The organism is Marinobacterium rhizophilum DSM 18822 (genome assembly GCF_000378045.1).
Lineage (GTDB): Bacteria > Pseudomonadota > Gammaproteobacteria > Pseudomonadales > Balneatricaceae > Marinobacterium_A > Marinobacterium_A rhizophilum.
Genome location: NZ_KB899092.1, coordinates 117,200 through 128,975, shown reverse-complemented (window position 1 = coordinate 128,975; position 11,776 = coordinate 117,200). Strand labels below are relative to the sequence as shown.

Annotated in this window: 12 protein-coding genes; 11 read left to right on the top strand and 1 reads right to left on the bottom strand. The window is 59.0% G+C overall.

The features are described 5' to 3' along the window. The first annotated feature begins 248 nt into the window (after positions 1–248). From ccoS to F451_RS0105380, 8 genes are all read left to right on the top strand, one after another. Positions 249–476 (top strand): cbb3-type cytochrome oxidase assembly protein CcoS, encoded by a 228-nt coding sequence (gene ccoS, locus F451_RS0105415; protein WP_020680336.1) that lies wholly within the window; start codon positions 249–251, stop codon positions 474–476. Continuing rightward, positions 469–1,131 (top strand): sulfite exporter TauE/SafE family protein, encoded by a 663-nt coding sequence (locus tag F451_RS0105410; protein WP_020680335.1) that lies wholly within the window; start codon positions 469–471, stop codon positions 1,129–1,131. The genes ccoS and F451_RS0105410 overlap by 8 nt, the downstream gene beginning before the upstream one ends. A 152-nt stretch (positions 1,132–1,283) precedes the next feature. Next, positions 1,284–2,039: a fumarate/nitrate reduction transcriptional regulator Fnr gene (fnr, locus tag F451_RS0105405; RefSeq protein ID WP_020680334.1), complete on the top strand. Its 756-nt coding sequence runs from the start codon at positions 1,284–1,286 to the stop codon at positions 2,037–2,039. 100 nt (positions 2,040–2,139) lie between these two features. Next, positions 2,140–2,682, top strand: coding sequence for an adenine phosphoribosyltransferase (locus F451_RS0105400; protein WP_020680333.1), 543 nt, complete (start codon positions 2,140–2,142; stop codon positions 2,680–2,682). Between the two features lie 113 nt (positions 2,683–2,795). Then, the gene (gene rdgC, locus F451_RS0105395; protein WP_020680332.1) at positions 2,796–3,710 is read left to right on the top strand and encodes a recombination-associated protein RdgC; all 915 of its coding nucleotides are present in this window, start codon (positions 2,796–2,798) and stop codon (positions 3,708–3,710) included. Between the two features lie 141 nt (positions 3,711–3,851). Continuing rightward, positions 3,852–4,484, top strand: coding sequence for a 7-carboxy-7-deazaguanine synthase (gene queE, locus F451_RS0105390; protein WP_020680331.1), 633 nt, complete (start codon positions 3,852–3,854; stop codon positions 4,482–4,484). Between the two features lie 403 nt (positions 4,485–4,887). Then, on the top strand, positions 4,888–6,042 hold the full coding sequence (locus F451_RS0105385; protein WP_020680330.1) for a cation diffusion facilitator family transporter: 1,155 nt from the start codon (positions 4,888–4,890) through the stop codon (positions 6,040–6,042). Further along, complete coding sequence (locus F451_RS0105380; protein ID WP_020680329.1) at positions 6,035–6,640, top strand: YigZ family protein; 606 nt, start codon at positions 6,035–6,037, stop codon at positions 6,638–6,640. Before F451_RS0105385 ends, F451_RS0105380 begins: the two co-directional genes overlap by 8 nt. Positions 6,641–6,668: 28 nt before the next feature. On the opposite strand, the gene F451_RS24895 is transcribed toward F451_RS0105380, so the two are convergent. Continuing rightward, a complete protein-coding gene (locus tag F451_RS24895; RefSeq protein WP_156826381.1) occupies positions 6,669–7,952 on the bottom strand; it encodes a L,D-transpeptidase family protein in 1,284 nt (427 codons plus the stop codon). A 316-nt stretch (positions 7,953–8,268) separates the two neighbouring features. On the opposite strand from F451_RS24895, the gene F451_RS0105370 reads away from it, so the two are divergent. The 3 genes from F451_RS0105370 (at position 8,269) to F451_RS0105360 (ending at position 11,708) form a co-directional block, all read left to right on the top strand. Continuing rightward, entirely contained in the window at positions 8,269–9,306 is a 1,038-nt protein-coding gene (locus tag F451_RS0105370; protein ID WP_020680327.1) for a GGDEF domain-containing protein, read from the top strand. 72 nt (positions 9,307–9,378) lie between these two features. Further along, positions 9,379–9,858: a 2-thiouracil desulfurase family protein gene (locus F451_RS0105365; protein ID WP_020680326.1), complete on the top strand. Its 480-nt coding sequence runs from the start codon at positions 9,379–9,381 to the stop codon at positions 9,856–9,858. Between the two features lie 131 nt (positions 9,859–9,989). Beyond that, complete coding sequence (locus tag F451_RS0105360; protein WP_020680325.1) at positions 9,990–11,708, top strand: proline--tRNA ligase; 1,719 nt, start codon at positions 9,990–9,992, stop codon at positions 11,706–11,708. The last annotated feature ends 68 nt before the right edge of the window (positions 11,709–11,776 follow it).

Sequence of the window (11,776 nt, the reverse complement as noted above, 5' to 3'; positions counted from 1 at the left end):
GGAATGTCCGGCAGCTCACTGGTCGTGGTTGGCAATGCGCTGCGCCTGTCCAGAAAGGCAGGCAAGAAGTCACGAAAGACGAAGCAGTCAAAATGAATAAACAAGCACTTCATAGCGCCACCCTCTATAATCCGGCCGCCATCGGAATGTCCGGCAGCTCACGGGTCGTGGTTGGCAACGCGCTGCGTCTCTCCAGAAAGGCCCGACGGGCCCGGGCTCGATTTCTAACAGGTTCCAAAGGTTGACCCATGGATATTCTGTACCTGCTTATTCCCATCGCCATTATCTTTGTCGGCTGCGCCCTCTGGGCCTTCTTCTGGAGCGTCAACAGCGGCCAGTATGATGATATGGAGTCCCCCGCACACAGCATTCTGTTTGACGATGACGACAGCCTGATACCCGACGACGTCCAGCAAAAAGCCGCTCGCCCCGCCAGCCCGGCGAGCACGACCAAGGCCGACCCCAAGCATGACTGAAGGCGCCTCCATTGGCACAGCGCTGATTCTGGGTCTGCTCGGCGGCGCCCATTGTATCGGCATGTGCGGCGGAATCGCGGCGACCGTGGGCATGACCCGCCCCGACAGCCGCGCCGGCGCCCTCATCCTGTTGCTGGGCTACAACGGCGGCCGACTGCTCAGCTACGCGCTGGCCGGCGCATTACTGGGCGGCCTGGGCGTGCTGGTTGCCGACGGGACTGCGACCCTGATACTGCGCACGCTGGCGGGGTTGATGCTCGTTGCCATGGGACTTTACATTGCCCAGTGGTGGAAGGGCCTGTTGCATCTGGAGCGGGCCGGCAGTGGTCTGTGGCGCTATATTCGCCCGTTTGCCAGTCGCTTTCTGCCAGCCCGCACGCCCCTGCAGGCGCTTGCGCTGGGCCTGCTCTGGGGCTGGCTGCCCTGCGGCCTGGTGTACAGCACCCTTATCTGGGCATCCGCTGCCGGTCACTGGCAGACAAGCGCCCTGCTCATGTTCTGTTTTGGCCTGGGTACATTACCGGCCATGCTTGCCACCGGCCTCATGGCAGCCCAGCTGCGCCAACTGCTGGCACATCGCCTGACTCAGCAACTGGCGGGCGGCCTGATTATCCTGTTTGGGCTGTTCACACTGGCACCCGTGCTGGTGCCCTGACCCAAAGCGGCCCCACATGGCTTCAACCAGCGCCCCAAATGGTGGATAATTGCGCCCTTGTACCGTTTTCGTGCGCTGTCGCCCCGTGCGCAGCTCGATCCGGCCGGCCCTATTCATTTAGGAAACAGCAATCCATGCAACAGGAAGTATCTATGGATGACTCAAGTAACTCGGGCAAGGCGCGCCCCATCCAGCAGTCGCACTGCAATACATGCAGCCTGAGTGCACTGTGTCTGCCGGTATCACTGAATCTGACGGATATCGATCGGCTCGACACGATCATCAACAAAAGCCAGCCGCTGAAAAAAGGTGAGCTGCTGTTTGATCAGGGCCAGTCGTTCGGATCCATTTTCGCAATACGCGCCGGCAGCGTAAAAACCTACACGGTGACTGCCGAGGGTGAAGAGCAGATCACCGGGTTCTATTTCCCCGGCGAGCTGATCGGCCTCAGCGGCATCGACTCGGGTCAGTACCCCAATGCCGCACGCGTTCTGGAAACGACCACGGTCTGCAACATACCGTTCTCCCGACTTGATGAGCTGGCCGGCGAAATGCCCGAGCTGCGTCGCCAGATCATGCGCACCATGAGCCGGGAAATCAGTGATGACCAGCAGATGCTGTTGCTGCTGTCCAAAAAAACCGCCGAGCAGCGCCTGGCCACCTTCCTGATCCGTTTGTCTGAACGCTTTCGTATTCGAGGTTACTCGAAGACACGTTTTCGCCTGTCAATGTCACGCAACGAGATTGCAAATTATCTGGGCCTGGCAATCGAAACTGTCAGCAGGCTGTTTACGCGATTTCAAAAGAACGGCCTGATACAAGTGGAAGGCAAGGAGATCGACATCACCGATCTCGCCCAGCTCTACCTGCACTCCGGCGAGTGTCCGAACCTGCATCAGACGCCCTGAAACGATTTGGCAGGGGCCTCACTCCATAGCCGGGGCTCCTGTCGCAACAGAACTTACCGCATCATAGCCGCCGCCACGCGGCGCCCAAGGAGTTGATTGCATGTCCTACGATGAGTGCTACGTAAAATCAGTCATTCGCACCATTGCCGACTGGCCCGAAACCGGCGTCATGTTTCGCGACATCACGCCCATTTTCAAGGACCCAAAAGCCCTGCGCATGGTCACGGATGATTTTATACAGCGCTATATCGGCACCGAAGTTACCCATATTGCCAGCATTGATGCGCGCGGCTTTCTGATCAGTTCGATCATGGCCTACCACCTCAACCTGCCACTGGTACTGGTGCGCAAGAAAGGCAAACTGCCGGGCAAGACCGTGCAGGCTGACTATGCCCTGGAATACGGCACTGCCACCGTTGAAATGCAGATCGACGCCGTGGGACCGGGCGACCGTGTCCTGATATTTGACGACCTCATCGCCACCGGCGGCACGATACTGGCCGCCAGCACACTGATTAAGGAACTTGGCGCCAGCGTCTATGAAGCCGCCGCCCTGATCGACCTGCCGGACCTGGAAGGCTCCACCCGCATTCAGGACGCGGGGATTCCTGTTCACACCCTGCTGGCTTACGAAGGCCTCTGATTTCCCGACCGTCAGGGGGGATATTGCCCCCTGACCTGCCCGTTCCCTTCGCCATGGCAATTAGGCCATGAGCCGCTAAAATAGCGCCCCCACTCAGCAGGCAACGATATACCATGTGGTTCAAAAATCTGATCTTTTACCGCTTTAACGCCCCTTTCGACAAAGATGCCGAAGCCCTGGAGAGCGCACTGGCGGAACAGCCATTCCAGCCCTGTGGCAGCCAGGAGCTGAGTCGCTCCGGCTGGATCGCCCCCTGCAAGGGCCTGCCCGACCAGCTGGTATACAGCTGCGCTGGCTATTACCTGATCTGCACCCAAAAGGAAGAAAAGATTCTGCCTTCCGGCGTCGTGCGCCAGTCACTGGAAGAAAAGGTCGAGCAGATAGAACACGAACAGGCACGCAAGGTCTATCGTCGCGAGCGTACCCAGCTCAAGGACGAAATCATTCTCGACCTGCTGCCCCGCGCCTTCACCAAACGCCAGCAGACCTATGCCCTGATCGCCCCCCAGGCGGGCCTGATGCTGGTCGATGCATCAAGCCACAAGAGCGCCGAGGACCTGCTCAGCCAGCTGCGTAACAGCCTGGGCTCACTGCCGGTCATTCTTACGGACGTCAAGCAGTCCCCCGCCGCGGTCATGAGTCACTGGCTGGAACAGCAGCAGCCGTTGCCAGCATCCTTGCAATTGCTCGACGAGTGCGAGCTCAAGGACAATCTGGTGGAAGGGGGCGTCATTCGTATCAAGGGCCAGGACCTGACCAGCAGCGAGATTGTTGCCCATCTCGAAGCCGGCAAACGCGTCGCCAAACTCGCACTGGAGTGGGACGAAAACCTGCGCTTTCTGCTGCATGAGGATCTCAGCGTGCACCGTATCAAGCAGACGGATCAGTTCCAGGAACGCCAGCAGGATGTTGCTGACGATGAACTGGCCCGCTTTGATGCCGACGTCGCCCAGCTGGGCCTGGAACTGACGCGCCTGATTCCGGATCTACTGAATGCATTTGGCGGCGAAGTTCAGGGCGCAACCTGACAGGTCACGCAGCGCCGGTTGGCACAGCCGTCAATATGCAACGGCGTTAAAAAACGCCATGCAACGCCGTCACTGACGGCTGTCACAGCGTTACCGATTGACCGGCCGTGCCTGCACAGCCCCCACAGTACCGGAGATCCCATGTACAGCGTTAAAGAGATGTTCTATACCCTGCAGGGCGAAGGCGCCCAGGCCGGGCGTCCAGCCGTGTTCTGCCGCTTTGCGGGCTGCAACCTCTGGTCGGGACGTGAGCAGGATCGCAGCAGCGCCATCTGCGATTTCTGCGACACTGACTTCGTCGGCACCGATGGTCAGAACGGGGGAAAATTTGCCACCGCCGCTGCACTGGCAGACGCCGCATTCGCGCTCTGGCCAGACCCGGATCAGGGCACGCCCTACCTGGTGTGCACCGGTGGCGAGCCAGCGCTGCAACTCGACGCCACCCTGATCGATGCCTTCAAGGCCGCAGGCTTTGAGATCGCTATCGAAACCAACGGCACCAAACCCCTGCCCGCCGGTATCGACTGGACCTGCCTGAGCCCCAAGGCCAATACCGAGCTGGTGGTCACCACCGGGCAGGAGCTCAAGCTGGTGTACCCGCAACTGCTGGCACCGCCCGAGCGTTTTGCTGCACTGGACTTCGAGCACTTCTACCTGCAACCGCTGGACGGGCCCGACGCTGACGCCAACCGTCGGCGCTGCGTGCAGTACTGTCTGGATCATCCGCAGTGGAAGCTGAGCCTGCAAACCCACAAGATTCTGGGGATCGATTGACGATCGCCCATGGCGGGGCCTGTGCTGAGCCAGAACCCCGACAAAAGCATCCACAAGCCCATTGTTACAGGGCTGCAACGTTATACCCACACCTACTGTGGATAAGTGTGTGGGTGAGCGGAAAAATACCCTCCAACCGCCCCGAGATACCGCTGCCTGACACAGATTGATTACTTTTTGAACAGTAGTGTTTTTTACGCTAAAACAACGAGTTATACGCTATTTTTAGAATAAAGGTGATATTCGGCCTGTTTGATGTCGATTTTGCTATGTAAATTTTCTGAGACAGGTTAGCTGCGGGTGCCAACCGTACTGAACCTGACTGTATCTTCTACTTTACAGGACTGGCCCGCGGCCCGTCCCAGCCGCTACTATTAGCGCTCTTATTATCAATGGATCTGTAATGTACACAGCTCAACAACGCCAGCGCGAAGCGCAGAAGGTAACACTGGTCGGCAGTCTTCTGGACGCCATCCTCGGCATCGCCAAGATTCTTGTCGGCGTGGTTTCACATTCCCACGCCCTGATTGCCGATGGCGTACATTCACTGTCGGATCTGGCAACGGACTTTATGGTCGTGCTCGTTCTGCGTGTATCGCATCAGGAACCCGACGAGGACCACCCCTGGGGGCATGCACGTTTCGAGACTGCCGGCACGGTCATGCTCGGCGCCCTGCTGATAGCCGTTGCCGGCGCCATGGCTTACAACAGCGTCGGGCTGATGTTCAGTGGCGAGACGCTGCAGATTCCAGAATGGCCCGCACTGATCGTTGCTGCATGTTCCATCGTCAGCAAGGAGTGGATTTACCGTTACACCCTGGCCGCCGGAAAACGCCTCAAGTCAGATCTCATCATTGCCAACGCCTGGCATAGCCGCAGCGATGCATTTTCGTCCATCGTGGTGCTGATCGGTATTGGCGGCGCCATGCTCGGCTGGATCTGGCTCGATGCGCTCACCGCCGTGCTGGTCGCGTTACTGATTGCCAAGATTGGCTGGGATCTGACCTGGAAAAGTATCAAGGAACTGGTTGATACTGCCCTGCCGGAACAGCAGGTGCGCGAACTGGAACAAGCTGTACGGGATGTCGATGGCGTAATCAGCGTGCATAGCCTGAAGACTCGACTCATGGGCGGCCAGAGCCTGCTGGAAATGCATATCCAGGTTGAAAGCCACCTCAGCGCCTCGGAAGGCCATTATATCGGCGACACCGCAGTGCGCATCCTGAAAACCCGGTTTGACGATATCGGCGATATCATCTTCCACATCGACACGTACAACGACAACCTGCGACTTTACTGTGACACGCTTCCCCTGCGGGCCGAGGTCGAGCAGGCCCTGAAGGACGCGATGACCGAAGTGCATCCGCAATTGCAGTGGGAACAGCTGTCGCTGTACTACATCAAGGCCCGCATTGAGCTGGAGCTGAAAGTGGACAATGCCCTGCTCGCCCGCTGCGGACTCTCCGGCAACGCAGTTCAACAGGCACTGCGTGATCACCTGCAGCAGCATTACTGGTTCTCCAGTATCAGACTGTGGCTGTCCCCAGGCGATGCCTGAAAGCTACCTGCGCCCTGCCCAGCAGCATGCGGTCACACTTGAAATCAAGCGCAGCCTGTTTATTTGCCAGGCAGCACCCACCGCCGGCCAGGAGGCCGCCAACGAATTTATCGCCCAGGTACGCGGCCGCTACCCCGATGCCAATCACCATTGCTGGTGTTACGTTGCCGGCGCACCCGGGGATTACAACCTGTGGAACTGCAGCGATGACGGAGAGCCGCGCGGCACCGCAGGCAAACCGATGCTCAATGTACTGACCCATTCGGCATTAGGCGAAATTACCCTGGTGGTTAGCCGCTATTTCGGCGGCATCAAACTGGGGGCCGGGGGCCTGGTGCGGGCATACAGCCAGGCGGTGCAGGAATGCCTGGCAAGCCTCCCCACCGAAACGCGGGTTTTTAGCCAAACCTACCAGTTGCTCGCGCCCCATGCGCTGACCGGCCCCCTGGAGCACCTGATGCAGCAACTGAATGTGCGGGTGATTGAGCGCCAATGGCAGGATCAACTGAGAATTTTGCTGGAACTGAGCGCCGATGAGGCCGAGGTGCTCGAGCGGCGCCTGGCTTCGCTGCCCGGCACGCGCCTGACTGCGTTATAGCAAACGAACCCATTTTATCTGGCTCGCATCAGGGCCCCATCACCCTGGCGTGCTGATCAGCCGGCACGGAACCCGTACCGGCGTCGGCGTCATAGCCATAGAGGTCATCGCGGAACTGCACCTGGCCGTCATCCGCCAGCCAGGCGGTCCAGTACGTGGTATAGACCGGCACCGGACTAGGCAATGACAACACCCGATTTTCGCCCCTGGCTATCTCGCGCTCCAGCCGCGACACGGACTCACTCCCGTCGTTTCCACCCGCCAGTCCGAACAGGCGCCTGGCGAGCTGGTCCGGATACTCGATACGAATACAGCCCGAACTGAAGTTACGCACCGGCTTTTCGAACAGCCCAGCACTGGGTGTGCCGTGCATGTACACCAGATAAGAATTGGGAAAATTGAATTTCAGCTGACCGAGCGGGTTGTTGGGTCCCGGTGCCTGCCAGAAACGTTGCTGCGGCTGCGGGCCATGATAGAGCCGCTCGAAATCCAGCTCACTCAACGGCAAGGATCGCATGGAGGCACCGTGACCAACAACCAGCTCAAGCCCCTTGCTGGACAGGTAATCGGGGGAGCGCTGCATATCAGGCACGATGTCCCGATAGGCAATGCCACTGGGCACGTTCCAATCCGGGTTCAGTTCCAGGGATTCAATCTGACTGGCCACCAGCGGCGTTCGCGCCTTGAGCTTGCCCACGATGGCACGCATTTGCAGAACCGGCGCTCCGGCTTCGACATAACGCATTTCAAAAGCCGGGATATTAACCACTACATAGGTGTTCTGAGCCCCGCGCTGCGCCTCGAACTGCAACAGGCGTTCTCGGTTCAGCTGCAATTGCCGATAACGCTCGCCCGGCTCCACCTCCAGCGCCGCGCGCGTGTTGCGCCCCAGGATACCATCCACCTCCAGGCCGTGACGACGCTGAAACCGCTCCAGCGCCGCTTGCAGCGGGGCATCAAACAGCCAGGATTCAGCCGGGGCAACACCTGAAGCCATATCCCCCAGCAGTATCAGGCGATTGCGAATATCGGCCACCACCGGATGACTGTCTCCCAGGCGAAGGGATCCCGTCGGGATAATAGGCGGCCAGCGGTATTCCAGCGCCAGGGCGCGGTAGTGCTCAATCGCCTCATCGAGAGACTCGAAATGTCCCTGCGCCGGCGAAAACATTCCAACCCGACCCGCTGCCTGGCCGTGCAGCGTGTTCGCTGCGCTGGTCCCTGTCATAGACTGCGCCAGGCTGTTCGCGCTGATCAGCCCGCTGAGCACCACAGCGCTTAGCACAGCCTCAACCCTCGTTCGTCTTGTCACGTGCACCTCCCCCGGAGCTTGCCTACTAAGGATAGTCCCTGTATGCCCGCGCAAAGACAAGCCTGCCAAGCAGATCAATCACCTGAACAAGGTTCGGCAAGGTTCGGCAAGGTTCGGAAATGCGTGCTTTCCTCGCGCCAACCGGTTCCATTTCAGACGCAATAGCTGGTACGTTAGCGATGTGTGACATTCCGATCACTGGTACTGAACACGGAAAGTCTTTTATAGTACCGGCCTGCGCCCGAAATATCGGCGCCGACACCGGCGCTAAAATGGGGCATTCACGTCATATCCGTCGGACCGAAGAAGGATACCTATGAAATTCGCGGAGAATTCCAACCAGGCGGCAGACTATCTGCGTCGAGCCATCCCCTTGATGGTCAAGTTCAACATACCGCCCAATCCGCTGAACTACGCCCTTTGGTATACCTACGTTTCCGAGCGCATGCCCGAACTCAATACCGTGCTGGACAAAACGGTGACCACCTACGGTACCTGCCCGGTCATGGTGAGCGAGCAGCTGTTCCGCGAACACATGATCAAGGATGAACTTGAATCCGCCAAGGATATTCAAAGCAGCCTCATCGCACTGATGAATGATCTCAACGATCACGCCCACGAAACCGCCCGGCGCACCTGCGATTACAGCGAAGTCCTGCAGGACAGCCTCAGCGCCCTGACTGGCGGGAAAAACAGTGCACTGCCGCTGGAATCCATTATCAATAACCTCGCCCTCAACACCGAAGCGATCAGTGCCACCACACGCGCGTTCCAGACGCGTATCGATGACGCCCAGGCTGAAATAGCCACGCTCAAGGCTGAACTGCAACGCACTCGGCAGGATGCCCGTATCGACCCTCTCACGGGGTTATTCAACCGCCGCGTGTTTGACACTGAACTGCAGCAACTGATCAGCAGCCCAGATGGCGTCAAGACCACTATCGTGCTGCTGGATATCGACTTCTTCAAGAATTTCAACGACCAGTACGGTCACCTCATGGGTGACAAGGTGCTGCAATACGTGGGCAAGCTGTTGTTGGAGAATACCTCGGAACCGCTGCTCTCGGTACGCTTTGGCGGCGAGGAATTTGCCATTCTTCTACCCGGCGATACGCTCGACAGGGGTATTGCCCTGGCTGAAAACCTGCGCGACAAGATTCAGGCTATCCGTATCAAGCTGAAAAAGTCAGGTGAAGCCATCAGTTCCATCACCGCGTCCTTCGGCGTCACCCAATATCGCGCGGGCGAAACGGCGGAAGACTTTATTGGTCGTGCCGACAGCGCCCTGTATCGGGCCAAGTCCCAGGGGCGCAACCAGGTTCAAACTGCACAAGCAGGCACCCCGACTGTTTAACGTTTTTTTAACAAGGCCTTGCTAGTCTTTGCGCCGTCATCATTCGGTTGCTCGACAAGGAAGACTGTTAACATGGGAAAAATACTGGTCAGCGCCTGCCTGCTGGGGGAGAACGTTCGCTACGACGGACAGCACAAGCTGCTGCGCCATCCACAGCTTGAGCAGTGGCGACACCAGGGACGCCTGGTACCTTTTTGCCCTGAAGTTGCCGGCGGCCTGCCCGTTCCAAGGCGCGCCGCGGAAATTCGCCAGCGCTTTCCGATACTGGTCACCGATCGTGACGGCGAAGATCTCACGCCCGCCTACCTGCGGGGTGCGGAGCTGGCGCTGGAGGTGGCCCGGCGCGAAAACTGCTGCTGCGCGCTTCTGCAGTCACGCAGCCCGTCCTGTGGCCGGGACCAGATCTATGACGGCCAGTTTCGCCAGGTACTGATACCCGGCAGCGGCCTTACCGCATCCGAACTGATGCGCCACGGCATGGCACTGTTCGACGAATCCCAGCTGGAGCAACTGATTGCCTTTATGCAGATACAGGATCTCCATGCCGCCTGACCCCCCGATAATCTGCGCGACGCGTACCCGTCAAAACCCGGCAACTGCGCAACAGGCTTGTTTGCCGACCTCCGCGTCCCTACAATGGTGCGATTTTCTGCAACATTTTCCGATTTCTGGGTTTAGGATCTATGCGCGCTAGCCAATATCTGATTGCCACACTCAAGGAAACTCCGTCCGACGCCGAAGTAATCAGCCATCAGCTGATGCTACGCGCAGGACTGGTTCGCAAGGTCGCCTCAGGCCTGTATAACTGGCTGCCCATGGGCCTGCGTACACTGCGCAAGGTCGAGCGCATCGTACGTGAGGAGATGGACCGCTCTGGCGCTCAGGAAGTGCTGATGCCCTCCGTACAGCCCGCCGAGCTGTGGCAGGAATCCGGCCGCTGGGAACAGTACGGCCCCGAACTGCTGCGGCTGCGTGACCGCAATGATCGCGAATTCTGCGTCGGCCCGACCCATGAAGAAGTGATCACAGACATGATCCGCCGCGAAGTGAAAAGCTATAAACAGCTGCCGGCCAATTTTTACCAGATCCAGACCAAGTTCCGCGACGAGATACGCCCACGTTTTGGCATCATGCGTTCACGCGAATTCATCATGAAGGATGCCTACTCCTTTCACCTGGGCGCAGACTCGCTGCAGGCCACCTATGATTTGATGTACCAGACCTACGTCAACATCTTTACTCGGATCGGCCTCGATTTTCGTCCGGTACTGGCCGATACCGGCTCGATAGGCGGAAGCTCTTCCCACGAATTCCATGTGCTGGCCGACTCTGGCGAAGACGATATCGCGTTCTCCGACAGCAGTGACTATGCCGCCAACGTCGAACTGGCAGAGGCCCTGGCGCCAGCCGGTGAACGCGCGGCACCCAGCATGGAGATGTACCTGGTAGACACCCCCAACGCAAAAACCATTGCGGACCTGGTCGAGCAACACCAGCTGCCGATCGAAAAGACCGTCAAAACCCTGATCGTGCATGCCTCGGACGAGTGCGAGGCTGACTTCATCGCGCTGCTGGTCCGCGGTGATCACGAACTGAACGAGCTCAAGGCCGAAAAACTGCCGCTGGTTGCGGCGCCGCTCACCATGGCGACGGAAGACGAATTCCGCTCGGTCATCGGTGCCGGCGCAGGCTCCCTCGGGCCGGTGAACCTGGCGATCCCCTGTATCGTCGACCGTGCCGTGGCGCACGCGTCCGACTTTGGCGCCGGCGCCAACATTGATGGCAAGCACTACTTCGGCATCAACTGGGGACGTGATCTTGAACTGCCTCAGGTTGCGGATCTGCGGAACGTGGTTGAAGGCGACCCCAGCCCCGATGGCCACGGCACCCTGTCAATTCGCCGTGGTATTGAAGTGGGCCACATTTTCCAGCTGGGGCAGAAATACTCCCAGGCGCTCGGCGCCACTGTGCTGGACGAAAACGGCAAGGCGCAGGTCATGGATATGGGCTGCTATGGCGTCGGCGTAACCCGCGTGGTCGCCTCTGCCATCGAACAGAATCACGACGCCAAGGGCATCATTTGGCCTGACGCCATTGCCCCCTTCCATGTTGCCCTGGTGCCGCTGAACTATGACAAGTCCGACGACGTCAAGGAACTCGCCGACCGCCTGTATCAGGACCTGCAGCAAGCCGGCTACGATGTCCTGCTCGACGATCGCAAGGAACGCCCTGGCGTCAAATTCGCGGATATGGAACTGGTCGGCATCCCACATCGCGTGGTAATTTCGGATCGCGGCATTGCAGCCGGCACCCTCGAATACAAGGGCCGTCGCGACACCGACAACCAGGACATTGAGATCGACCAGCTGCTGGCCACCCTGGCCGAGAAGCTGAACATCTAACAGGGTGTTTTTCAACAGCCGGGCGGGGGACCTTTGCCCCCGCCACAGGTTCTTTTGCCTACAGTTGA

Bases quoted from the DNA above. Each gene is read 5' to 3' on its own strand.
- ccoS (WP_020680336.1), top strand. From the start codon at position 249: ATGGATATTCTGTACCTGCTTATTCCCATCGCCATTATCTTTGTCGGC.
- F451_RS0105410 (WP_020680335.1), top strand. From the start codon at position 469: ATGACTGAAGGCGCCTCCATTGGCACAGCGCTGATTCTGGGTCTGCTC.
- fnr (WP_020680334.1), top strand. From the start codon at position 1,284: ATGGATGACTCAAGTAACTCGGGCAAGGCGCGCCCCATCCAGCAGTCG.
- F451_RS0105400 (WP_020680333.1), top strand. From the start codon at position 2,140: ATGTCCTACGATGAGTGCTACGTAAAATCAGTCATTCGCACCATTGCC.
- rdgC (WP_020680332.1), top strand. From the start codon at position 2,796: ATGTGGTTCAAAAATCTGATCTTTTACCGCTTTAACGCCCCTTTCGAC.
- queE (WP_020680331.1), top strand. From the start codon at position 3,852: ATGTACAGCGTTAAAGAGATGTTCTATACCCTGCAGGGCGAAGGCGCC.
- F451_RS0105385 (WP_020680330.1), top strand. From the start codon at position 4,888: ATGTACACAGCTCAACAACGCCAGCGCGAAGCGCAGAAGGTAACACTG.
- F451_RS0105380 (WP_020680329.1), top strand. From the start codon at position 6,035: ATGCCTGAAAGCTACCTGCGCCCTGCCCAGCAGCATGCGGTCACACTT.
- F451_RS0105370 (WP_020680327.1), top strand. From the start codon at position 8,269: ATGAAATTCGCGGAGAATTCCAACCAGGCGGCAGACTATCTGCGTCGA.
- F451_RS0105365 (WP_020680326.1), top strand. From the start codon at position 9,379: ATGGGAAAAATACTGGTCAGCGCCTGCCTGCTGGGGGAGAACGTTCGC.
- F451_RS0105360 (WP_020680325.1), top strand. From the start codon at position 9,990: ATGCGCGCTAGCCAATATCTGATTGCCACACTCAAGGAAACTCCGTCC.